This is a genomic window from Pseudosulfitobacter pseudonitzschiae (genome assembly GCF_002222635.1).
In the GTDB taxonomy this organism is placed as follows: domain Bacteria; phylum Pseudomonadota; class Alphaproteobacteria; order Rhodobacterales; family Rhodobacteraceae; genus Pseudosulfitobacter; species Pseudosulfitobacter pseudonitzschiae_A.
This window is the reverse complement of the sequence record NZ_CP022415.1, coordinates 2,791,117-2,812,308: the sequence shown is the minus strand read 5'-3', so window position 1 is coordinate 2,812,308 and position 21,192 is coordinate 2,791,117. Positions and strand designations below refer to the sequence as shown.

The following is a 21,192-nucleotide window of genomic DNA, read 5'->3' as shown; positions in this document are numbered from 1 at the left end:
AAATCAGCAACCTGTACGTATATCGTATAGGAGCTTTGCTAAAGCAAGTAGTGTGATAAGTTGTCTGCTTCTCATTTTATGGGGGACAAAAGTAAGTGGCGATGTTTCGAACAGCAACAATCATTGATTCTCAAGCCAAGGCGTGGGAAAGCCCTATGTTTGGCCGTGCTAATAAGTTCAATTTCATCTCAGAACGAGTGAAATTGACCGAGGAATCTGTCGTACTGCCGAAGTCAGGATTTCGTCTTACGCGTTTATTCTCCACAGGGCATGAGCTTGAAATCAGTGTTCACGATTCTTGCGCATTGCTTCTACCCATTAATGGTCGTGTTGGATATCGTATGACTGATTTGGAAGTCTGGGCAAGTGCTGGCGAAAGCGCACTTTTAAGCCGCCCCTGTGATCGTTGGTCGGTTGTTGACCCGATGAATGATGAGTTCTGCCAGTGTTTGATTTTTCAATTTCCAGAAACGCTGAATTTGTATAGTGAGGTTGACGGAATTTATTCAAACCAAGTTTTGAATAAAATTCCATACGGTATAGAAATGGAATTTCGAGACCCATACAATTTTCGCCTAGCTCGTTACCTTCAGTTGGTAGCTGATGAGTTGAGCCCGAGCTCTCCCGTTTCTCCTTCTGATCGATATCTTGAAGGTATGGAGGTTTTGCTCGAAGAATGCCTCAAGGATACAATATTTAGAGCGGGGAAAGCTGAAGAACCCCAACTTTCGGACCTGCGAGATGTTAAGAGGGCAAGGCTTGCAGAAGCCCTTATTCATGAACGTTTTCATGAACCGCTTCGTGTTGCTGATATGGCCCGAGAGCTCGGTATGAGTGTCCGAAGTCTTCAGACTGCATTCAGTAGCGTTTTCCAAATGTCTCCACGACAGATGATAGCAAAAGTTCGACTGGGTTATGCGTACAGTCGACTTAGCCAACCGCATTCTGATGACCAAGTTTCGACGATCGCCCTAGAGTGTGGCATCACCCATTTGAGCCGGTTCGCAAGTGAATATTTCCGAAGATTTGGGGAGTATCCTAAAGAAACACTCTCTCGTGCACGTCTTACTTCAATTTCGAGGCCAAAACCGTAAGACTGCGCGTCACTTTTACGCCTACGGTAGTAGCCGAACTACCTCTTGACTGCAGAAGTCGAGGAGAGTTCGTTGTCGCTCTCGTGAGCCGCTTCAATGCCCTCGATATTGGCCGAGATTATCCGCACGGCCTGACGACAGTGGGGCAAGGGGACGTCTCGCCACAGGTGTAGGTTGCGCCACATTGCGTGTCAAGGAAACAGCTAGAAGTTGAGCGGCTATCCAGAAGGAGAGCAGCTTTATCCACAATGCGTAAATTGTGATCTCCATTCATTGCCAGTCCAATTGAAGCCAATTTAGTAGCTGTCCAAGCGCGCGGTTATTGCTGCCCTTAATTGTTAGGTCGCCCTTGGCACACTCGCCACAGAGATAGCAGGACAAATATCTGCGGGGAATGGGACGCCTGCCTTCGCTGGATTTGGGCATCTAAGCCAGTGCTAGGGAAAAGGGGCAAGTGAAGAATGCAGCAGATTTTGACGGAGCTTTAATTATGGCAGAAATTTTCGACCAACCATCAAAAATATCACTCGCCGAATTGATCAACCCAAACGGAGAGACAGGTACAACTGCAACTTGGACTGACCCGAACGATGGAACCAGCTACACGATTCGGAGCGGGCTGCACAGTAACGGTACTTCGAATGAAACAAACGATAACGTAAAGTATCAAGCCGATCCCGACGGTCCCGTTTACATTTATACGATTCACAACAATATCCGGGCGAGCATTGATGATCCGGAAACTGCGCTGGAAGAGACGGCGCAGCACAGCGCATTGGTAACCTATGTCGTGAACCGTGATTCAGACGGCAATACGACCGTCGAAATACAGGATATTCAGAGCAGCTTCGCCGATACTGCGGGTAATACATTCAGCTATCCCTCTGGTGTGACCGCAAACCTTGAAATGGTTTCCACCACTGCAGGGGATGTTCTGACTGTCCAATATACATCCCCAACTTCTGATTACGACAATGATGGTGATTTTGATCAGTTTAGTGGCAGGGTCAATTACACCATAGATGACACTGGAAACGCCTCATCTGCGGATGCACGGGTGTGGGATGCTACGAACAGGCCTGGATCACAAGACGACACTGTAGAGAGCGACCCCGACCTGGTTAATATCAATCAGGACTCTGACTATGCGGTGGAGGCTGGTAATTTTTCGGTGGTCTACACATCTGATGGAACACCGGTCCTCATGCAGGTGGGCGCACCGGGGAATACAAATACCAACGGTGCGGGAAATTTGACCGCAATCAATCCCGATGGAACATTTGGCCACACCACCGAACTGCTATATTCAAGCGGGGCAACCCCTGATGATGACAGGGCGCTGTTCGAGTTGTTTAACGGCAATACCGAACAGGGCATTCAGAGTGCGACGGTTAATGGCAAGACCTTCGTCTATAGCTCCGCGACGGACGAGTTCGCGCGGGCAGAATTGGTTCTCGACGAGAACGGTGCGCCGCAGCTTGCGGAGCCCGTCTATTTCGCCGGAACTCCGGGCGCTGTCATTCACGCTGACAACAGTATTTTCACCGGAGGTGTGGTTGGCGGTGGCGGCAATGACCGCCTTTTGGCCGCCCCAGACATCGGCGATGGCAATTCCTATATGTTGCTCGGGGATACTGCCACCTGGCAGTTCTTTCAGGTACAACCAGATGGAACACTTACGCCTGCCGGGACAGAGTCTTGGACTGTTTCGGGAGAAGTTCCACGAAACGATCTCACTGTAATGACCTATGAAGTCGACGGCCAAGAATACACTGGCTGGTTGTTGCAAGATCCGGACAATGCGGATGACAGTTGGGAGTTTTTCCATCCCGATACTGGCTGGGTGCAGGTAGTGCCGTCCAGCTCGGGCGAAAATCCTTCTTCGGTGAGTGATCATGATTTCTTCATGATCAATGGCAATCCGACGTGGATAGGTACGTCGAACAGAAGCTTGAATCTGGACAGTACCAGCAAGCCACTGGTGAACTACGTTGCCGATGCCGGAACATTGTTGATTTGCTTTGCCGAAGGCACAATGATTCTGACACAAAAGGGCGAGCGCCCAATCGAAGCTCTCCGGATCGGCGATTTGGTTGCAACCCTTGACCACGGCTTTCGGCCCATTCGCTGGATTGGCGCACGGGAACTTTCGCAGGCAGATATTGCTTCTGCACCTAATCTAAACCCTATCCGCATTAAGGCAGGCACGCTGGGAGATTGCTCCCCCATTACCGACCTGTTGGTATCGCCGCAGCACCGAGTCCTGGTGCGTTCCAAAATCGCCCGCCGAATGTTCGGCGCCGATGAGGTTTTGATAGCGGCAAAGCAGTTGTGTGAAATCGACGGAATTGAGGTCGCGAAAGATATTACAAGCTTCAAGTATTACCATATGCTGTTTGATCAGCATGAGGTGGTTTATTCGAACGGAGCAGAAACGGAAAGCTTGTACACGGGGCCGGAAGCTTTGAAATCTGTCAGCAACGAAGCACGCGAAGAGATTCTTAATCTCTTTCCCGAACTGAAAGATGCCAAAATCTCACCACCCGCAGCCCGCTATCTCGCCAATGGACGAATGGGGCGCAATCTGGCGATGCGCCATGTTAAGAATGGCAAACCACTCGTTACTCCTGCTGCTCAGTGTCGGCTGTAGGGGCCAGTCGCGGTTTGATGCCGCTCCTTTGATAGTATTTGCTGCAACAAAGGAGACGAACTATGGGACTGAAGCGGACGAATGAATTCCTGCAAGATGCGGTGCGCGTCGCGCTGACCTATGGGCCGAAGCGAAAGCAGGTGGCTGATGATCTCGGTGTCGGCATGTCGACGCTGAACAAGTGGATCACCATATATCGAGACACGGACGTGGTGTCAAAAGAGGATATGTGCCTCGTCCAAGAGAATGACCGGCGTTGGCGAGAGAACCCTCTTTTCAAGGAGGAGACCCCTTCCCATTACGCTGCGTTCTGAACGTAATCCCTTCGCAAAATATAAATATCCATAATCCACCCGTGTTCATTTCTAGCGAGTTGACGGGTGGAAATGATCCGATCTGCTACATCCTGTACTAAGCCATGATCTAGTATTTGTTCTTCCATGCCCAGAAATGCACCCCACCAGATCATCAGCCCTTCAGGCGGCAGACGGGTAAAGCTGCACTCCCCGTCCAGCATGACAACGACCGTCTCAGCTCCCTCTGGCCAGCCCGCGTTGCGCAAACGGCGCCCTGTGGTGATAGCCACAACGCCATTGATGGTGTTCAAAGGCAGAGTATGGGCTGCTGTGAGCGCTTGAATGGCACTAATCCCCGGCACCACACGCACCGACGGCTGCGGTGCCAACCGGGCTGCGATCCGGATTGTGCTGTCGTATAGGGCAGGATCGCCCCACACGAGCATGGCAACCGGCCCGGACACTTGTGTGCTCGCCAGAGCCGCCTGCCAACGTCGTGCGATATCGTCATGCCATGCGTCGACGCCGTCTAGATAAGGCTGTTCAAGGTCGCGCACCGGGTATTCAAAGCCGATCACCTTCGCCGTTGTATCACTGGCAGCGATAATTCGGTGACGAATCTCGGCAAGGTCGGTCTTCCCGTCCCCTTTTTGCGGGACGAGGATGATAGCAGCATCCTTTAACGCCTGCGCGCCCTCAGCCGTAAGGTGGCCCAGACTACCTGTCCCGATACCAATCAGCCACAGATCTTTGAGCATATCGTTATCCATAAAAAAATCCGGGCCCATTGCCGGACCCGGAAGTGCTTGATTCTATTCAGTTATGCGGCGTAATAAAGGCGATCGGTAAAAATTCCCCACCCTTTGCCCTTATGCAGGGTCTTGGCGGCCGCCAGCACAGCCAGATCGACAAGCGGTTCGACCAGAATAACCAGCATATAGGCCGCGCCAAAGGTCCAGACGGCATTTAGATTGTCCGCGCCTGCGCCTTGGCCGTAGATTGCCCAGAAGGCGACCCAAGCCACGATACCGCCCTGATAGACACCCGACATTTTCAGCACATGGGTATACGACAGATCCACATAGGCCGTGTCCTTTGGAACAACCCGTCCGGCCAGTGCGTCGATGGCAAACAGCGGCACCAGCAGTGTGGTGACGTTTACGAAATACATCGGCAGGTCGGTCGGGGCAAAGAACATGCCCTGGACCAGCAGGCCAAGCGCCAGACCGATGGCAGACGGGGCAGCCCCCAGCAGCAAGAACAGCGTGGTGCCCAGTATCAGGTGAACTTCGGATACACCCACCGCGAAATGTGGAAGGACCTCGAAGAAGACGAACACGCCGGCGGTGGCAAGCACCGTGCGGATGACAAAGGTTGGAAGGTCGTTTCGGGCCAAATCCGCAGCGACAAGTTTCGCGGAATAACCGGCTGCAGCCGCTGCCGTTCCATAGGCAAAGACCATTTTGGCGCCATCTACGACGCCGGGTTCGATATGCATTATAACCGTCCTTATGTGGCCGCCCCTCCGGCGGCGATGGATATGTAATAGGCACTAGGCCCTGTGGTTTTACGGCAGGTCTCCTGACTTGCGGGTCGGGGCGCTTGGGACCTTCCCAGCCGGGTGGCCAGTGGTGTTTCCCGCGCGCTCGCCGCTTACAGTTGCGGGGGCAGTCCAAGCGTTTCACTTGGTTCCCTTTTAAGTCGCTGTTACGCGACACCGTGCGCTGATCCTAGGACAGTTGCGCACTCGCGGCAACGATAAATCCCTTGTCCCAAAGGTTAAAACACGGCCAGTGGACCATAAAGCACCAGCGCGGGTGCATCCGAGATTGTGTTTTCCAGCCTGTCGGCCAAGGCAGCGATGCTGCAGCGTGTCAGGCGTTGTTGTGGCCCCGATACATCCTCAGCCAGAAGGGCGGGCGTGTCGGCGGACAGTCCGTGCGCGTTCAGCAGGCGGTAGAGTTCGGGAAAGGTGCGTTTACCCATAAAAACAACGGTTGTCGCTGTCGGATCGGTCAGGGCGGGCAGGTTCAGATCCTGCGGAAGCTGTCCGCTGATGTCATGGCCCGTGACGAATTGCACACGCCGCGCGGTCAGTCTGCGGGTCAGGGGAATGCCCGCTGCGGCAGCGGCGGCTATGGCTGAGGGCACGCCCGGAATAATCTCATAGGGGATGCCCGCCTCGCGCAGGGCCCCCAGTTCTTCCTCAAGCCTGCCAAAGATTCCACTATCGCCGGATTTCAGCCGCACGACACGCTGGTCAGTTTGTGCATATTCCAGCAACAACCGGCTGACATGATCCTGTTTGGGCGAGGCGCGCCCCGCCCGTTTGCCCACGCTCACCAGATCGGCACCGGCGCGTGCATGTGCCAGTATCGGACCCGATGACAAATCGTCGAACAGCACGGCATCCGCCTGTTTCAGCCGGTTCACGGCTTTTAGCGTCAGGAGTTCGGGGTCTCCCGGACCTGAGCCGACAAAACTGACAAAACCTGCCATCAATCCTGCTCCGCCGTCACAAGGTGGAAAAACGTACCCGTCACAGTACCTCGGCACGATCCGGTTTCGGGGACCGGAACGCCGTCGGCATCGGCCACATCGGCAAGCGGTGTGTCGGGCTGTTCGATGATGGTCGAGTAGTGGAATTCGTGCCCGCGCAAACGCGCACCCTTCGCATGTCCCGCCATGGCGGCACGCAGGGTGGCCTGACGGTATCCAAGGTGAAATTTGCGGGTTTCGTAGCTGCTGACAAGACCCAGCAGGCCTGCCATCCGGTGCCGGTTGCCTTCCTTGTCGATCAACGCCTGACCCAGCGCCATATAGCCGCCGCACTCGCCATGCACGGGCCGCGTTCTGGCGTGTTCGCGCAATCCTTTGGCAAAGGTTTGTGCTGCGGCCAGACGGCCCGCGTGCAGTTCGGGATAACCGCCGGGCAACCACACAAGATCGGGATGTTCTGCCGCCTGCACCAGCCCCAGATGGCGTTCGGGCAGTGTCAGATCACCCTGTCGGGGCAGCGCGCCGAACACGGTTAGCCCTGCCTTTTCCATACCCAGCCGTGCCAGCCGTTCGTGCCGCGCCGAGGCGACCCGATTGAGGATGACACCCGCAAAGGGCAGGTCGGGATTGTAAAGTTTGAACCCCAAGGTCACAGCCGCCGCCGATTGTGCCTGTCCGCTGACATCCACCACCAGCACAACGGGCCATCCCATCAACGCGGCGGTTTCTGCGCTGGCGCCAAAGCCGCTTTGGCCGCGTGTGGCAACGCTGTCATACAGCCCCATCGACCCCTCTGCGATGCAGATGTCCGCGCCAGTCGCCTGCGCCGCAATGGCACCCAGCAGGCCCGCACCCATTGTCCATGTGTCGATGTTGAACGACATGCGCCCGCTTGCGGCGCGGTGAAAGGCCGGATCGATGTAATCCGGCCCCGACTTGAACGCCTGCACCGTCAGCCCGTCTTGCGCGAGAGCGCGCAGAAGGCCCAGCATTACAGTCGTTTTTCCTGTGCCGGATGCGGGGGCGGAAATCAGCAGTCCGGGGGCGTCAGTCATCGCCGTGGCTCCAGTCTGCCCACGGGCTTGCGGCATCAAGGGGGCGATAGCGGCGGTCATAGGACGCAGAGTACAGACAGCTTTCGGCAAAACTCTCACCGCCGAGGGCCGGACCGACAAGGATCAGGGCGGTGCGTGTGATGGCAGGATCAAGCTGTGCCGTGATGTCGCCAAGTTTGCCGCGTAGAATGCGCTCATCCGGCCAGCTGGCGCGATAGACGATGGCAACAGGGCAATCTGCGCCATAGGCGGGGATAAGTGTTCCGGTCACATGGTCCAGATTCTGGATTGACAGGTGGATGGCCAGCGTGGCGCCGGTAGCTGCGAAATTCTCCAGCGTCTCACCCTTTGGCATGGCCGAGGCGCGCCCTGATGTGCGCGTCAGAACCACCGATTGCGCCAGTTCCGGCAGGGTCAGTTCCGCCCCCAGCGCCGCCGCAGCGGCGGCAAAAGACGGTACGCCCGGTGTCACGCTGACGGGGATATTGAGCGCGCGCAGGCGACGCAGTTGTTCACCCATGGCCGACCAGACCGACAGGTCGCCCGAGTGCAGCCGCGCCACATCCTGCCCCGCCGCATCGGCCTGCTGCATTTCGGCGATGATCGCATCCAGATCCATCGCGGCGGTGTTCACCACCCGCGCATCGGGTGGGCAGTGGCTTAGGATGGCGTCGGGCACCAGCGACCCCGCATAAAGACAGACAGGGCAGGCAGTGATCAGATCGCGCCCTCGCAATGTCAGAAGATCGGGCGCGCCGGGGCCGGCGCCGATGAAGTGTATTGTCATGTCAGTGTTCCTTTTGCCACGGCACAGGTTGCCATGCGGTCGGTCGAGATGTGGCGCGGTGCCAGCAGATGCGCGCCCGAACCGGCTGCGGCCAGTGCGGCGGCTTCGGCCACGCTGCCGGTATTACGGGCCGCTTGGGCCGCGGGGGATAGGGTAGGGGTGGATTGCGCAGCCAGCGTGGCCTGCGGCACGGCGTGCAACGGCACCTGCAATTCTGCCACCAGCGCCCGCAGGGCATCGTGGTTTTCCTTGCCTGCGGCCGTGGCGATCAGATCGGGCCTGTGTGTGCCACAGGCCAGCGCCAGCGCGCTGCGCAGGCTGTTCAGCGTCGCGTCTGCGCGAAATCCCATGCCTGCGACGATCATAGCGTGATGCTCCATTGCACCAGCGGATAGCTGGCCTTCCAGCCGCGTTTGCCGCCCAGCGGGGCCGATTGTGCCAGTTCGATCCGTAACAGATCGCCTCCCAGCCGGTGTTGCGCCTGTGCCAGCAGGCTTTCGCTTTCCAGTGTCACGGCGTTGGCCACGATGCGCGTGCCCTGTGCAAGCTGCCCTGTCAGCTGGTCAAGCAGGCCTTGGGTCAGGCCGCCGCCGACAAAGACCACATCGGGCGCATCCAGCCCGTCAAGTGCCTGCGGGGCGGTTCCGTGGACCACGCGTAGCCTGTCCACACCAAGTTGGTGCGCATTGTCATTGATCTGTTTTACACGGTCTGCGTGTTGTTCGATCGTGGTGGCGCGGACCGTCGGGTGCGACAGCAGCCATTCAATGGCGATCGACCCCGAGCCGCCGCCGATGTCCCACAGATGCGCAAACGGCACCGGGGCCAGCGCCGAAAGGGTCAGGGCGCGCATGGGCCGTTTTGTCATCTGGCCGTCGCTGTCAAACCAGTGGTCCGGCCTGCCAGCCGCGAGCGGCAGGCTGTCGCCGCTGCCGCAGACTTGCACGGCGGCAGTGACGGGGTGGGCAAAGGTGTGCTGCGGCGGATCACCGGCCAGCAGATCGGTGCGCCGTTCGCGGGGGCCGCCTGCGGATTCAAACAGGCTTAGCTGCGAAGGGCCGAACCCCTGGGCGGTCAGATAGGCGCAAAGTCCGGCAACCGCAGGTCCGTCGCGCAGCAGGACGATCAGCCGCGCGCCCTGTGCCAGAGCGGGGCGCAGGTGCGTAAAAGGGGCCGCGTGTAGGCCGCAACAGCCTGTTTGTTCCAGCGGCCAGCCCATGCGCGCCGCCACCCAAGCAAAGACCGACGGTGCAGGCAGGGCCACCCATTCGTGTGCTGCAAGATGCCGCGCAATGCTGCTGCCCGCCCCGAACCAGAACGGATTGCCCGAGGCCAGCGCCACAACCCGCCGCCCGCGCAGGGCCAGAAGTTGGTCGATGCCATCGGCAAAGGGCACCGGCCACGGGATTTTCATGGCGTCCAGATCGGGCAGCAACCCCAGATGACGTTCAGGGCCGATTACGAATTCGGCGTTGCGCAAGGCGTGCAGGCTTGCACCTGACAGCCCGTCCGGCGCATCTTCGCCCAGACCAACGATGGACAGCCACGCAATGTCAGACATGATACCCAACCTTCTTGTGCTGGGCGGCACGACCGAGGCCACCGCCCTGTGCAAAACCCTGTTCGATGCGGGGATTTCGGGTGTGGTTTCTTATGCAGGCCGCGTGGAAAAGCCGGTAACGCAACCGCTGCCCGCCCGCGTCGGGGGCTTTGGCGGGGCGGCGGCGCTGGTTGAATACTTGCGGACCCATCGCATCACCCATGTCGTTGACGCCACCCATCCGTTCGCTGCGCAGATGAGCCGCAATGCGGTTCTGGCCTGTGCTAAGGCAGGTGTGCCGCTGATCGCATTGACCCGCGCGCCGTGGCAGGCGCGCAGCGGCGACAACTGGACCGTCGTGCCGGACATTGCCGGTGCGGTTGCGGCGCTGAACCGGCCCGCCCAGCGTGTCATGCTGGCAGTGGGCCGGATGCATCTGGCCGACTTTGCGCCCAATCCGCAGCACTTCTATCTGCTGCGCATGATTGATGCGCCCGCCGTTGCGCTGCCCTTTGCCGACCATGTTGTGGTGCAGGATCGTGGCCCGTTCACGGTGGCGGACGATCTGGCCCTGATGCAGCGCCACAAGATTACGCTTGTTGTGTCGAAGAATGCCGGTGGCTCGGGGGCCGAGGCCAAGATTACAGCGGCGCGCGAACTGGGTCTGCCCGTTGTCATGATTGACCGGCCCACCCTGCCACAGCGGCGGCTGGCCCATACGCCAAGGGATGTTCTGGCATGGCTGCATCACGCGGCCCCAGTTCCGGCGGACACCGATCTGGGTGTATAGACAAATGGCAGCCCGTTGCGCCCGATGAGCCGCGTGGCCGAGGTGCCAACCAGAACCATTGTGCGCATATCGACCATTTCGGGACGGGCATCGGGCAGGGGCACGATGCGGATATCTTCTTGGGGGGTGGACACGGCGCGGGCAAAGATGACCGGACGCGTGTCCTGACAGGCATCGTTCAGCAGCTTCAGCACGCGGGCAAAACCGTCGGGCCGTGATTTGGATCTGGGGTTGTAAAAGGCCATGGCAAAATCTGCCTCGGCGGCCAGCCGCACCCGTTTTTCGATCAAGGCCCACGGTTTGAGATTGTCGCTGAGGTTGATGGCGCAGAAATCGTGGCCCAGTGGCGCGCCTACCCGTGCGGATGCCGCCAGCATCGCCGTGATGCCCGGCAGTACTTCGATTTGCAGGGCGCGCCAGTGTTGCGGGCCGGCTTCGACCGCTTCAAAAACGGCTGCGGCCATTGCAAACACGCCCGGATCGCCGGAGGATACAACCACCACCCGCCGCCCCGCCGCCGCCATTTCAAGTGCGTGTTGCGCGCGTTCAAGCTCGACCCTGTTGTCGGATGGGTGCAACGTCAGCCCCTGCCGCGCGGGCACCCTGTCGACATAGGGGGCATAACCGACAATATCGGAGGCCTGCGCCAGTGCATCGGCAACCTGCGGCGTAATCATATCCGCGTTGCCCGGCCCCAGCCCTGCGATAAACAGCGCGCCGGTCACGGGCGTCGCCCCTGACCATGCACCAGCACGATCGAAAAATAGGGCGTCACCCGACCTTCGGCCTGTGACAGCTTTTGCACCGTTTGTTCGGACAGGCTGGCGCATTCCACCAGCCACGCGTCGTCGTATTTGCCTGCGGCCTTCAGGGCGCTGCGCACCTTGTCGATGTTGCGTCCTATTTTCATCACCACCAGCGCATCTGCAGATTGCATGTGGCGCACCAGATCGGCCGCTGGCAATGTTGCCATGACCACGCTTAGCACATCATCGCCCCAAGTGATCGGCAGGCCGGTTGCTGTCCAAGCGGCGGACATCCCGGTGATGGCGGGCACCACCTGCACCGGCACGCTGTCTTTCAGGCGGGTGTAAAGATGCATGAACGAACCGTAGAAAAACGGATCGCCCTCGCACAACACCACAACATCTTCGCCTGTTTCGACCAATGTCCGCAGGTGGGTGGCGCAGGTGGCGTAAAAGCCTGACAGGGTTTCGTTATAGTCGGGATGATCCAAGGGAATTTCGGTTGTAACGGGGTATTCCATCGGAAATTCAGTGACATCACAGGGCAATATCCCGTCGACTGTTTTGCGCGCACGGCCCGCGCGTCCTGCTTTGCGGAAATACGCGATATAGCGCGCGTCCGACAGCAGGCGGTGCGCGCGCAGGGTCATCAGATCGGCCGCACCGGGGCCAAGCCCGACGCCGTGGATCGTGCCGGTGGGGCTGTGCGGGATCATTCCGCGCGGCTCGCGATGGCGTTGACGGCAGCAACGGTGATCGCGCTGCCGCCCAAGCGGCCCTTGACGATGCAGCAGGGCACCGGTTGGCTGGCCCATAGGGCATCCTTGCTTTCGCGCGCGCCGACAAAGCCGACGGGGCAGCCGATGATCGCCGCAGGGCGCGGGCAGTCGGGGTCGGCCAGCATGTTCAGCAGGTGAAACAGCGCCGTGGGCGCATTGCCGATGGCCACAAGCGCACCCCCCAGATGAGGACGCCACAATTCCAGCGCGGCGGCAGATCGTGTGTTGGACATGGCCCGCGCGCGGTGGGGCACTGACGGGTCGCGCAGGGTGCAGATAACGGCGTTGTCCGCAGGCAGGCGGCTGCGGGTGATGCCTTCGCTGACCATATGCGCATCGCACAGCACCGGTGCACCACCCGCCAGTGCTGCCCGCGCGGCAGCGGTAAAATCGGGCGACATGCGCAGGTGTTGTTCCAGTCCGACCATTCCGGCGGCATGGATCATCCGCACGGCAACCGGCTCTTGGTCGGGGGAAAAGCGGTCGAGGTCGGCTTCGGCCCTGATGATGGCAAAGGACTGCGCATAGATCGCGGCGCCGTCGGTTTCATAGGTGTGGATCATAGGGAAAACGGTGCTCCGGAAGTGAGGTCTTTGGGCGTTAGCCCGCGTTGGTCTGGGGTGTCTCGGGCGGTGCCCTCGCGCACAAGGTCGAACGCACCGTCGCGGCCCACCAGCGTTACATCAGCGGGTGCGCTGCGGGCGCAGCCTTTGGAACAGCCCGACACATGCAGCGTGCCGGTGGTGCGCGGCGCAAGCTGGCGCGCGATGTCGCGGGTGGACACAGTGGCAGAAGCGCAGAACGGCGCACCGGAGCAGGCGCTGGCGCGCATCAGCGGATCGTCGGGCGTGGTGATAAATCCCGCCCCCTGCGGCATCTGCGCCCCCTCAAGCAGCACCATGCGCCACGGGGTCAGCCGCAGTGCCGTGATGTTTCGGGAAGCGATTTCTCGCGAAAGCATGGCGGCGTCCAACAGTCCAAAGGCACAACCGGCTAAAGCGCCAAGCGGAACAAGCCCGACTTGCGGTGGCGGCGCGGGCAGCAGGGGGGCCGCGCTGCGCCACGCCTGCGGTAACGGGATGCGGGCCGTCAGCGGGGCCATCCGGCGGCAGTCGGGCGTGATGTTTGCGGCCAGCCAATGCGCCATTTCGATCAGCGCAGGAATGGCAGTTTGAGGTGTTACGGCGCGCCCTGCGTTTACGCTATCGGCGCGCAGGATCAGGCCGTTTTCGCCCTGTTCCAGCCGGATGTCGGCGCTGTCACAGTGCAGCAGCGGGTGCGGGCCGCAATCCACGGCAAAGCCTGCTTTTGCGGGCAGGTCGGGCAAGCTGGCCAATTGCGCCAGCAGATCGCGGGTCAGCCGGTGGGTCATATCGCCTGATTGCCAGAAGGGATTGACCAGAATGTTGCGACGGCTTTCATGCGCAGGGTCGGCATCCAGCAGACCCAGATCGCCAAGCGCGTGCAGAACCCTGTCGTGACCGGTTGCGGTGACACCACGGATCTGCACGTTGGCGCGGTTGGTGATCTCTAACGTTCCGTGGCCAAAGCGTTGCGCCAGAGTGCACAGGCCCAGCATCTGGTTCGCCGTCAGCCGCGCCAAGACAGGGCGCACGCGCATCACCAGCCCGTCGGCGGCCATCATCGGGCGGTGCGCACTCGGGCACCAGCCTTTGACGCGGGGGGCGCTCATCGGGGCACCTCCACACCGGCCAGAACCGAGTTGCGCCTTGTGTGCCACAGACCTGCGTCCAGAAGGGCCGTGAACCGTTCCTGCATGGCGCGGTGCGCTTGCGGGTTGGCATCGCGCAGGAACGCGTCGGTTTCGGGATCGCCCAGTGTTGCGTCGTGGTAAAGATCGAACAGATGCGCAGGCACGGCCCCCGCCAGATGGGCAAAGCCTGCCATGTGGTCCAGCGTTGCGGCAATTTCGGCGGCACCGCGAAACCCGTGGTGTTTCATGCTGTCGATCCAGCCCTTACGGGTGGCGCGGGCATGCACCACGCGGGCGATTTCTTCGGTCAGGGCTCGGGCACGGGGCTGCGCGGGGTTGGTGTTGTCCAAATGGTACAACGCGGCCTTGCCCCCAGTCACGGCCTGCGCTGCGGCAAAGCCTGCCTCGTGGCTGGCATAATCGGCGGCCAGCAACAGATCGGTTTCGGGCAAGTCCTGCGGATGCACAAAGCTGTCGGCCTGCGCCACGCGTGCGCGGATGCCCGCAGAGTCGTGGCGTGCCTCGGTGCCGTCCAGCGCCCAAGCACTGGCCCGCAGCCACGCCAGACCGGCCTGTGTGCGGCCCGTTTCAGTGTAATCTTCCAGCGCGGCCCCCATGCCCAGACCGAACTGACCCGGTTGCGGGCCATAGACGCGTGCCAGACCGGTGGCTGCGACAAAAGGGTTCCAGTCGGGGGCTTCGTCGCGGGCGGCAAGGGCACGCACCGCTTGGGCAAACAACGCCAAAAGCGTGGGAAACACATCACGAAACAGGCCCGATACACGCAGGGTCACATCCACACGGGGGCGGTCCAGTTCGGTGATTGGCAGGACTTCGATCCCCGACACACGTTCAGATCCTGCATCCCAGATCGGGCGCACCCCCAGCAGGTGCAGCGCCATGGCGAATTCTTCGCCTGCGGTGCGCATAGTGGCCGACCCCCACAGATCGACGATCAGGGTGCGGGGCCAGTTGCCTTCGTCTTGCAGGTGGCGACGCACCAGCTCATCGGCCAGCCGCACACCTTGGGTATGGGCCGCGCGTGTGGGCACGGCGCGGGGGTCGGTGGTGAACAGGTTGCGCCCCGTGGGCAACACATCGCGTCGCCCGCGATAGGGCGACCCCGACGGTCCCGCCGCAATGCGCCGCCCGTCCAGCGCATCTAGCAGCGCCTGTCGTTCGGTTGCGACCGATTGTGCGGTGGCAAAGGGGGCATCGCCGCGCGGCGTGCGCCCCCAGATGTGCAGCCCCTCGCCAAACTGGCTTTCCTTGATGTCGCAGACAAACCTGTCGATCCGCGTGATCGCCTCGGCGCTGCACGTGGCACTGCCCAGCCCCAGATCCTGTTCGACGTTCTGTGCCTGTGCCTCGGCGCGGATGTCATCCTGAAGCCGGTCGCGGCGGCGCGGATCCAGACCGTCTGCGGTAGAAAACTCGTCCAGCAGGGATTCAAGCCGCGCCAGCCGTTCAGGGGTGCCGCTGGTGCGCAGGGGTGGCGGGATATGGCCCACTGTGACCGCGCCGATCCGGCGTTTGGCTTGTGCGGCCTCTCCGGGGTCGTTGACGATAAAGGGATAGATCACCGGCAGGGCCCCCGTCAGCACCTCGGGCCAGCATGTGTCGGACAGGGCAACCGATTTGCCCGGAAGCCATTCTAGCGTGCCGTGCGCGCCGATATGCACCAGCGCATCGGCGTGCGTTTGAAGCCACAGGTAAAACGCCACATAGGCATGACGCGGCGTGCGCGACAGATCGTGATAACTGTCGTCGCGCCCCTGTGCGGTGGCGCGTTCGGGTTGCAGCGCGACCAGTACCTTGCCGCATTGGATGGCTGCGAAGTGGAACGCGCCGCCCTGCACATCGGGGTCGTCTTCGGGGCGGCCCCAAGCATCGGTCAGCTGCGCGCGCAGGCTTGGTGGCAGACGCGCAATTGCGGCCCTGTAATCGGACAGCGGCCAGCGGGTGCTGCGGGCCAGCAGTGCATCTTGCAAGGGGCCGCAGCCCGCACCGGTGTCATAATCTGCGCTCTGCAAATCCTCCAGAATGGCACGGGCCGATTGCGGGGCGTCCAGCCCGACGGCGTGGCCCATGTTCCAGTCTTTGCCCGGATAGGTGGAGAGCACCAGCGCCACGCGCCGCTGTGGCGCAGGCGTGGCGGCCAGCCGTGTCCAACCCTGCACACGGTCAGCAATTGCGGCAACGCGCGCGGGGTCTGATCTGTGGGCAAAGCGGGAATATTGCAGGTCGGGGTCGCGTTTTTGCGGATCTTTGAAGCTGGCAACTCCGGCTGTGATGCGGCCGTCGACCTCGGGCAGGACCACATGCATGGCCAGATCGGCGGGCGAGAGGCCACGGTCGGCATCTGCCCATGCCTTGCGGGTCGATGTGGCCAGCGCCACCTGAAACACCGGAACTTGCGCCGTATCCAGCGGCGAGGTGTCGTCAGCGCCCTTGCCCGAAAAGGCAGTGGCATTGATCACGGCGGCGGGGGCAAACTGCGCGACCTGACGACGCAACCAGCCTGCCGCGTCAGGCGATTTCAGCGAGGGTGCAAAAACCGCGCCCACATCAAATCCGCGCTCCCGAAACGCAGCGAACAGGGCAGTGATCGGGTCAAGGTCGGCCGCAACCAGATAAGAGCGGTAGAAGACGATCAGGATGCGCGGCTTGGTTCCTTCGGAAACGGGCTGTGGCAAGAGCGTGACCAGCGGGCAGCAAGGCCCGGTTTCAGGGGTCCATGCGCCAACAGGCGACAAGGATTTGGCCCCGATCACCGGCCCCGCATACAGTCCCGCAGCAAGCGCCATTTGTGCCAGTGCAGCCTGCGCGGCCATTGCGCCGCCGGTATCGCACAACTGCGTCAGCCGTCGCAGGGTGGATATGGGCAGTGTCGACATGTCGTCCAGCCGCTCGTCCATGCGCCCGTCTGCCGGCAGCACGGCCAGCGCGATGTTCCTTTCCTGCGCAAGTGCGCGGATTTGCTGCAAACCGTAGGGCCAGTAAGGCACGCTGCCGATCAGCCGGATTAGAATGCCGCGTGCACCCGACAGCGTTTGTTCGATATAGGTATCGACCGAAAGCGGATGTTTAAGCGCAACGATATTGGCCAGTCGCAGGGACGGCAAGCGCCCTTGCGGACCGCCGCCACGACGCCAGCCCTCTGCAAAGGCGCCAAGGTCGGAATCCGACAACGATAGCACCACCAGATCCGCAACACTCTGACCCAGATCTGTTGGTACTTCGGTCTCGTCCAGCCCGTGGCTTTCGCGGAAAACGACATGCATTGGCGCGACTATCCGGCCACGACGGGCTGCGCTGCTGCATCCAGCGCCGCGCGGATCACCTGTACATTGATGTTGTCATGTTCGGCAATTACGACCAGCCGCCCTGCGCGGGTTTCGTCGGGTTTCCACGGGCGGTCGTACTGGTGGCGCACCCGCGCGCCCACAGCCTGAACCAGCAGGCGCATCGCCTTGCCCCGTACCGCAGCATAACCTTTGACCCGAAGGAGGTTGTGCGCCTGGGCCAGCTTTTCAATTGCCTGGACCAGATTTTCGGGATCGGCCAGTTCGGGCACGTCAACGACGATGCTGTCAAAGTCGTCGTGTTCGTGTTCGTCCGCCCCGTCGTGATGCGAGGGACGCGCATCCATGTCGTCTTCAGCGGCGGCATTCAGCCCCAAAATAATGCGCGGATCAATCAACCCTTCGGCCACTTCGACCATGCTGATCGGGTGCGGTGCCTTGGCGGCAATCATGGCGCGGGCACGCGCGACACCTTCGGGGCCGGCAAGATCGGGTTTGGTCAGCAAGATGATGTCGGCGCAGGCGATCTGGTCTTCGAACACCTCGGACAGGGGCGTGTCATGGTCAAGGTTGTCATCTGCCAGACGTTGCGCATCTACCGCCGCCACATCTGGGGCAAACCGCCCTGCGGCGACCGCTTCGGTGTCGGCCAGTGCAATCACCCCGTCCACTGTGATGCGCGACCGGATGTCGGGCCAGTCGAACGCCTTGAGCAGCGGTTTGGGCAATGCCAACCCCGAGGTTTCGATCAGGATGTGATCGGGGCGCGGGTCCAGCGCCATCAACGCTTCGATGGTTGGTATGAAATCATCTGCAACGGTGCAGCAGATGCAGCCGTTGGCCAGTTCAAGGATGTTTTCCGCGGGGCATTCAGGGATGGCGCAGCTTTTGAGTATCTCGCCGTCTACGCCCACATCTCCGAATTCGTTGACAATAACGGCCAGCCTGCGGCCTTGAGGATCAAGCATCAGTTGCCGGACCAGCGTGGTTTTGCCCGAGCCCAGAAAGCCGGTGATGACGGTGACGGGAAGTTTTGCAAGATCAGACATGGGGCACCTCCAAGGGCGGAATGCGGGCGACACAGTTGCGTTTGAAATGTTCGGGTCGTTCGCGCCACGGGATTATCCCGTCGGCGGTGGCAAGGTACTGTGCGGCACCGTTCAGGATCATCGCCGGATCGGCGTTTTCATCCACATTGCCATAGACATAGGTCCAACGCGCGCCGCCCCGAAGGGCGACGGTGCAGCCGTGATCGCAGTTTTGCAAACACTCAACCGCTGTCACCCGCAGCCCGGCAGGCCGGTCAAGTTGTGTTAATGTATCAAAAAGTGCCTGTCCGGACCGGCGGCTGTCTTTGGCCATCTGCTGTCCGGAGCGGCATTTGATACAGACCAGCAATTCGGTCTGATCGTTCATAGCTTCTGGCTCCATATAAAATGGAACGCGGCAAAAGGTGGCGAGGTGTTTCTGCAAGGCAGATCTGCCCCGACACCGGAACACCCCGTCCGGTTACGTCGTATGGTGATGGCAGGTCTCCCGGCTTACGAACTCGGAACCTTGCGGTCCTGCGACTGTGATACCTTCCCAGCGGGATGCCAGTGGCCTTACACAGTCTATTCGCTCACGGTCGCGGGGGCGGCTGTGCTTTACCGTGAAAGATCGCGGCTGCACATTCCCTTTTCACCTGCTTGCGCAGGCACCAATCACCCGCGCATCTGCGCTGAACGCAAAAGCCTTGTCAAGATAATGCTAACGACGCATCATCACACCTTACCCGAGCCTTAAGCTCTCTAGATGTTCAGTCCCGGCATCTGGTGGATCGGATTTAGGATGAATCTATCTGGCTCTGAAGTCCAGATTTTGCAGATGTATTCGTAGGGCGTGAGGCCGCTGAGGGTCTTGAGGCGGCGTGCGAAGTTGTAGGCTGCCATGAAATCGGCAAGGTGCGTGCGCAGCTGATCATGGCTGTCGTAATGGCCTCGTTTCACCGTCGCCTCCTTAATCGTTCGGTTCATCCGCTCGACCGGGCCATTAGTCCACGGATGGTTTGGCTTTGTCAGGCGGTGCTCGATCCCATTTGCCTCGAGTATGCTGTGTTCCGGTTGCGGGGCCGCTCGGCGAACTGGATGCCGTTGTCCATTGCCCGGCAGTGGATCGCTGTATTGCAGCTCTGACGGCGTGCGTGGTCGTGGCACTACCGTGACGAACTTGTCCCATAATGCTTCCTTCCAACCTGCGAAAGGATCGCACCATCAAACCGTGGGATCAAACATCTAGTGTACGTCTGAGAACATTTAACGTACCGGATCGAAAATGGCGTTTTTGATCCGGCAATCGCGCACCACGTCCCGCCCGCAGGGCACCGGCTTCAGATCGCGCGACAGGCATATGCGGGCCTCTTGGATCAGGCCGTTCTGGCAGGTGATGGTGATGCCGTCGCGTGCAAAGCCAGGGTTGGATTGCAGGAATGCCTCTTCGACAACCGAGGCGGGCAGCTTCATGCGGCTGGTGATCTTGCGAAAGACCGGCGGGCGCACCACAGCGGCATAAGCTTCGCGCGACAGAGCGTAATAGGCGTCAGCGCTTAGGCCCGTGCAGGTGCCGTGTTTCTTCCATTGGTGCCACGCCAATCCGGATGTGCCCATGATGTCAGCCATTTGCGCGGTCATACCCCGCGATGGCGGGCGTTCTGTTGTGTTGCAATAAGAGGGGTAGCCGCGATGGTATTGCGGCCACAGGCCATGCAAAATCCAGCCGTAATCATGGTGGGCATCGCATTGCGGTGACTTGCGCGCGTCGCCCTCAAGCACGCACCAGTTGGGCGACCATGACAGGGACAAAACGTAATAGTCGAACGCGCCCCCGCGGTCATTTCCGGCCCATGCAGGCAGCGCCATCATTAGCCAGAACAGTCCTGCGCGCATTCGCCTCTTCCCTTATGCCCCTTACGCCAGTATATAGCGCACAAGTTCCCCGACAATGGAAACCGTTCTGCCCCGCAGGACAGCCTTTTCAGGCGACGGGAAAGTTATGCTAGAAGGAGCGAGACAATGGCAAAACCGATTATGGCCAAGGCGACAGCCGTCTGGCTGGTGGACAATACGACAATCAGCTTCAAGCAGATTGCCGACTTCGTTGAAATGCACGAGTTGGAGGTGCAGGGCATCGCTGATGGTGACGTGGCCACGGGCGTCAAAGGCTTTGACCCTGTTGCCAACAACCAGCTGACGCAGGACGAAATCGACACTGCCGAGAAAAATCCGCTGCACAAGCTGAAGCTGAAATTCAACGCCGCCGCCCAAGGCGAGGAAAAACGCCGTGGTCCGCGCTATACGCCGCTGTCAAAGCGTCAGGACCGTCCGGCCGCGATCTATTGGCTGGTCAAGTTTCATCCCGAATTGGCGGATAGCCAGATTTCCAAGCTGGTGGGCACGACCAAACCGACCATTCAGGCAATTCGCGAGCGGACGCACTGGAACATCGCCAACATCCAGCCCGTTGATCCGGTGGCCTTGGGGCTGACCAAGCAATCCGAACTGGATGCCGCGGTGCAAAAAGCTGCTGCCAAAAAGGCTGCCGAAGGTGCCGTGATGACCGACGACGAACGCCGCAAGCTGGTCAGCACCGAACAAAGCCTTGGTATGGACGCCGAACCCAAGATCCCGACAGCGATCGAAGGTCTAGAGACCTTTAGCCTGTCGGGTCATGACGAAGAAGAAGACGAAGAAAAGAAAAGCGCCCACCTGGATGCTGGCAATCTTTTCAACCTGCCCGAAGGCAGCGACGACGAAGAAGACGACGACGCCTGATCGCACGGACATTGACACCATTCGGGGCGGTAGGAGAGATCCTGCCGCCCCTATTTGTTGGGGCGATCGTGGTGCGCAAATGTGCGGAATTTTAAAAAATGAATCCGGAGGCATTTTCTGTCTTGCAC

19 protein-coding genes, 2 pseudogenes and 2 riboswitches are annotated in these 21,192 nt (G+C 60.3%); of the genes and pseudogenes, 5 read left to right on the top strand and 16 right to left on the bottom strand.

The window, feature by feature from the left end; translation table 11 throughout:
• Window positions 1-101: 101 nt before the first annotated feature.
• The 3 genes and pseudogenes from SULPSESMR1_RS13860 to SULPSESMR1_RS13850 all read left to right on the top strand — a co-directional run.
• Window positions 102-1,094, top strand: coding sequence for a helix-turn-helix transcriptional regulator (locus SULPSESMR1_RS13860; RefSeq protein ID WP_089421357.1), 993 nt, complete (start codon window positions 102-104; stop codon window positions 1,092-1,094).
• Between the two features lie 454 nt (window positions 1,095-1,548).
• Window positions 1,549-3,744, top strand: coding sequence for a Hint domain-containing protein (locus tag SULPSESMR1_RS25425; RefSeq protein ID WP_250161460.1), 2,196 nt, complete (start codon window positions 1,549-1,551; stop codon window positions 3,742-3,744).
• 62 nt (window positions 3,745-3,806) lie between these two features.
• Window positions 3,807-4,031, top strand: a pseudogene (locus SULPSESMR1_RS13850) (IS3 family transposase); the annotation flags it as partial.
• An 11-nt stretch (window positions 4,032-4,042) separates the two neighbouring features.
• On the opposite strand, the gene cobF reads toward SULPSESMR1_RS13850, so the two are convergent.
• The 7 genes from cobF to cbiT all read right to left on the bottom strand — a co-directional run bounded on the left by cobF (window position 4,043) and on the right by cbiT (window position 9,942).
• Entirely contained in the window at window positions 4,043-4,810 is a 768-nt protein-coding gene (cobF, locus tag SULPSESMR1_RS13845) for a precorrin-6A synthase (deacetylating) (protein ID WP_240311411.1), read from the bottom strand.
• A gap of 50 nt (window positions 4,811-4,860) precedes the next feature.
• Window positions 4,861-5,538: an energy-coupling factor ABC transporter permease gene (locus SULPSESMR1_RS13840; protein ID WP_089421356.1), complete on the bottom strand. Its 678-nt coding sequence runs from the start codon at window positions 5,536-5,538 to the stop codon at window positions 4,861-4,863.
• A 56-nt stretch (window positions 5,539-5,594) separates the two neighbouring features.
• A riboswitch (cobalamin riboswitch) is annotated at window positions 5,595-5,777 on the bottom strand.
• 42 nt (window positions 5,778-5,819) lie between these two features.
• Window positions 5,820-6,539: a uroporphyrinogen-III C-methyltransferase gene (gene cobA / locus SULPSESMR1_RS13835; RefSeq protein ID WP_089421355.1), complete on the bottom strand. Its 720-nt coding sequence runs from the start codon at window positions 6,537-6,539 to the stop codon at window positions 5,820-5,822.
• The gene (locus tag SULPSESMR1_RS13830; RefSeq protein ID WP_089421354.1) at window positions 6,539-7,594 is read right to left on the bottom strand and encodes a cobyrinate a,c-diamide synthase; all 1,056 of its coding nucleotides are present in this window, start codon (window positions 7,592-7,594) and stop codon (window positions 6,539-6,541) included. Before SULPSESMR1_RS13830 ends, cobA begins: the two co-directional genes overlap by 1 nt.
• Entirely contained in the window at window positions 7,587-8,381 is a 795-nt protein-coding gene (gene cobM, locus SULPSESMR1_RS13825; protein WP_089421353.1) for a precorrin-4 C(11)-methyltransferase, read from the bottom strand. The genes SULPSESMR1_RS13830 and cobM overlap by 8 nt, the downstream gene beginning before the upstream one ends.
• The gene (locus SULPSESMR1_RS13820) at window positions 8,378-8,746 is read right to left on the bottom strand and encodes a cobalamin biosynthesis protein (protein WP_089421352.1); all 369 of its coding nucleotides are present in this window, start codon (window positions 8,744-8,746) and stop codon (window positions 8,378-8,380) included. The genes cobM and SULPSESMR1_RS13820 overlap by 4 nt, the downstream gene beginning before the upstream one ends.
• A complete protein-coding gene (gene cbiT, locus SULPSESMR1_RS13815; RefSeq protein WP_089421351.1) occupies window positions 8,743-9,942 on the bottom strand; it encodes a precorrin-6Y C5,15-methyltransferase (decarboxylating) subunit CbiT in 1,200 nt (399 codons plus the stop codon). The genes SULPSESMR1_RS13820 and cbiT overlap by 4 nt, the downstream gene beginning before the upstream one ends.
• Between cbiT and SULPSESMR1_RS13810 the strand changes: the two genes are divergently transcribed.
• Window positions 9,941-10,711, top strand: a complete 771-nt coding sequence (locus SULPSESMR1_RS13810; protein WP_089421350.1) for a cobalt-precorrin-6A reductase — start codon at window positions 9,941-9,943, stop codon at window positions 10,709-10,711. The genes cbiT and SULPSESMR1_RS13810 overlap by 2 nt on opposite strands.
• Here SULPSESMR1_RS13810 and cobJ read toward each other — a convergent pair.
• The 9 genes and pseudogenes from cobJ to SULPSESMR1_RS13765 form a co-directional block, all read right to left on the bottom strand.
• Window positions 10,669-11,436 (bottom strand): precorrin-3B C(17)-methyltransferase, encoded by a 768-nt coding sequence (gene cobJ / locus SULPSESMR1_RS13805; protein WP_089421349.1) that lies wholly within the window; start codon window positions 11,434-11,436, stop codon window positions 10,669-10,671. The two genes, SULPSESMR1_RS13810 and cobJ, sit on opposite strands and share 43 nt — an antisense overlap.
• A complete protein-coding gene (gene cobI / locus SULPSESMR1_RS13800; RefSeq protein ID WP_089421348.1) occupies window positions 11,433-12,173 on the bottom strand; it encodes a precorrin-2 C(20)-methyltransferase in 741 nt (246 codons plus the stop codon). Before cobI ends, cobJ begins: the two co-directional genes overlap by 4 nt.
• Window positions 12,170-12,799 carry a precorrin-8X methylmutase gene (locus SULPSESMR1_RS13795; RefSeq protein WP_089421347.1) on the bottom strand — a complete coding sequence of 210 codons (630 nt, stop codon included), beginning with the start codon at window positions 12,797-12,799 and terminating at the stop codon, window positions 12,170-12,172. The genes cobI and SULPSESMR1_RS13795 overlap by 4 nt, the downstream gene beginning before the upstream one ends.
• On the bottom strand, window positions 12,796-13,929 hold the full coding sequence (locus SULPSESMR1_RS13790) for a cobalamin biosynthesis protein CobG (protein ID WP_089421346.1): 1,134 nt from the start codon (window positions 13,927-13,929) through the stop codon (window positions 12,796-12,798). Before SULPSESMR1_RS13790 ends, SULPSESMR1_RS13795 begins: the two co-directional genes overlap by 4 nt.
• Window positions 13,926-17,234 (bottom strand): cobaltochelatase subunit CobN, encoded by a 3,309-nt coding sequence (gene cobN / locus SULPSESMR1_RS13785; RefSeq protein ID WP_089421345.1) that lies wholly within the window; start codon window positions 17,232-17,234, stop codon window positions 13,926-13,928. The genes SULPSESMR1_RS13790 and cobN overlap by 4 nt, the downstream gene beginning before the upstream one ends.
• A gap of 8 nt (window positions 17,235-17,242) precedes the next feature.
• The gene (cobW, locus tag SULPSESMR1_RS13780; protein WP_089421344.1) at window positions 17,243-18,304 is read right to left on the bottom strand and encodes a cobalamin biosynthesis protein CobW; all 1,062 of its coding nucleotides are present in this window, start codon (window positions 18,302-18,304) and stop codon (window positions 17,243-17,245) included.
• Window positions 18,297-18,671 carry a DUF1636 family protein gene (locus SULPSESMR1_RS13775; protein ID WP_089421343.1) on the bottom strand — a complete coding sequence of 125 codons (375 nt, stop codon included), beginning with the start codon at window positions 18,669-18,671 and terminating at the stop codon, window positions 18,297-18,299. Before SULPSESMR1_RS13775 ends, cobW begins: the two co-directional genes overlap by 8 nt.
• A gap of 93 nt (window positions 18,672-18,764) precedes the next feature.
• Window positions 18,765-18,975, bottom strand: a riboswitch (cobalamin riboswitch).
• Window positions 18,976-19,045: 70 nt separating this feature from the next.
• Window positions 19,046-19,410 (bottom strand): annotated as a pseudogene (locus SULPSESMR1_RS13770) (integrase core domain-containing protein); the annotation flags it as partial.
• A 139-nt stretch (window positions 19,411-19,549) separates the two neighbouring features.
• Window positions 19,550-20,179: a ribonuclease T2 family protein gene (locus SULPSESMR1_RS13765; protein WP_089421342.1), complete on the bottom strand. Its 630-nt coding sequence runs from the start codon at window positions 20,177-20,179 to the stop codon at window positions 19,550-19,552.
• Window positions 20,180-20,305: 126 nt separating this feature from the next.
• On the opposite strand from SULPSESMR1_RS13765, the gene SULPSESMR1_RS13760 reads away from it, so the two are divergent.
• A complete protein-coding gene (locus tag SULPSESMR1_RS13760; protein ID WP_089421341.1) occupies window positions 20,306-21,064 on the top strand; it encodes a DUF1013 domain-containing protein in 759 nt (252 codons plus the stop codon).
• The last annotated feature ends 128 nt before the right edge of the window (window positions 21,065-21,192 follow it).

Coding starts and splice junctions, on each gene's coding strand:
- SULPSESMR1_RS13860 (WP_089421357.1), top strand. CDS start 102: ATGTTTCGAACAGCAACAATCATTGATTCTCAAGCCAAGGCGTGGGAA.
- cobF (WP_240311411.1), bottom strand. CDS start 4,810: ATGGATAACGATATGCTCAAAGATCTGTGGCTGATTGGTATCGGGACA.
- SULPSESMR1_RS13840 (WP_089421356.1), bottom strand. CDS start 5,538: ATGCATATCGAACCCGGCGTCGTAGATGGCGCCAAAATGGTCTTTGCC.
- cobA (WP_089421355.1), bottom strand. CDS start 6,539: ATGGCAGGTTTTGTCAGTTTTGTCGGCTCAGGTCCGGGAGACCCCGAA.
- SULPSESMR1_RS13830 (WP_089421354.1), bottom strand. CDS start 7,594: ATGACTGACGCCCCCGGACTGCTGATTTCCGCCCCCGCATCCGGCACA.
- cobM (WP_089421353.1), bottom strand. CDS start 8,381: ATGACAATACACTTCATCGGCGCCGGCCCCGGCGCGCCCGATCTTCTG.
- SULPSESMR1_RS13820 (WP_089421352.1), bottom strand. CDS start 8,746: ATGATCGTCGCAGGCATGGGATTTCGCGCAGACGCGACGCTGAACAGC.
- SULPSESMR1_RS13810 (WP_089421350.1), top strand. CDS start 9,941: ATGATACCCAACCTTCTTGTGCTGGGCGGCACGACCGAGGCCACCGCC.
- cbiT (WP_089421351.1), bottom strand. CDS start 9,942: ATGTCTGACATTGCGTGGCTGTCCATCGTTGGTCTGGGCGAAGATGCG.
- cobI (WP_089421348.1), bottom strand. CDS start 12,173: ATGATCCCGCACAGCCCCACCGGCACGATCCACGGCGTCGGGCTTGGC.
- SULPSESMR1_RS13795 (WP_089421347.1), bottom strand. CDS start 12,799: ATGATCCACACCTATGAAACCGACGGCGCCGCGATCTATGCGCAGTCC.
- SULPSESMR1_RS13790 (WP_089421346.1), bottom strand. CDS start 13,929: ATGAGCGCCCCCCGCGTCAAAGGCTGGTGCCCGAGTGCGCACCGCCCG.
- cobN (WP_089421345.1), bottom strand. CDS start 17,234: ATGCATGTCGTTTTCCGCGAAAGCCACGGGCTGGACGAGACCGAAGTA.
- cobW (WP_089421344.1), bottom strand. CDS start 18,304: ATGTCTGATCTTGCAAAACTTCCCGTCACCGTCATCACCGGCTTTCTG.
- SULPSESMR1_RS13775 (WP_089421343.1), bottom strand. CDS start 18,671: ATGAACGATCAGACCGAATTGCTGGTCTGTATCAAATGCCGCTCCGGA.
- SULPSESMR1_RS13765 (WP_089421342.1), bottom strand. CDS start 20,179: ATGCGCGCAGGACTGTTCTGGCTAATGATGGCGCTGCCTGCATGGGCC.
- SULPSESMR1_RS13760 (WP_089421341.1), top strand. CDS start 20,306: ATGGCAAAACCGATTATGGCCAAGGCGACAGCCGTCTGGCTGGTGGAC.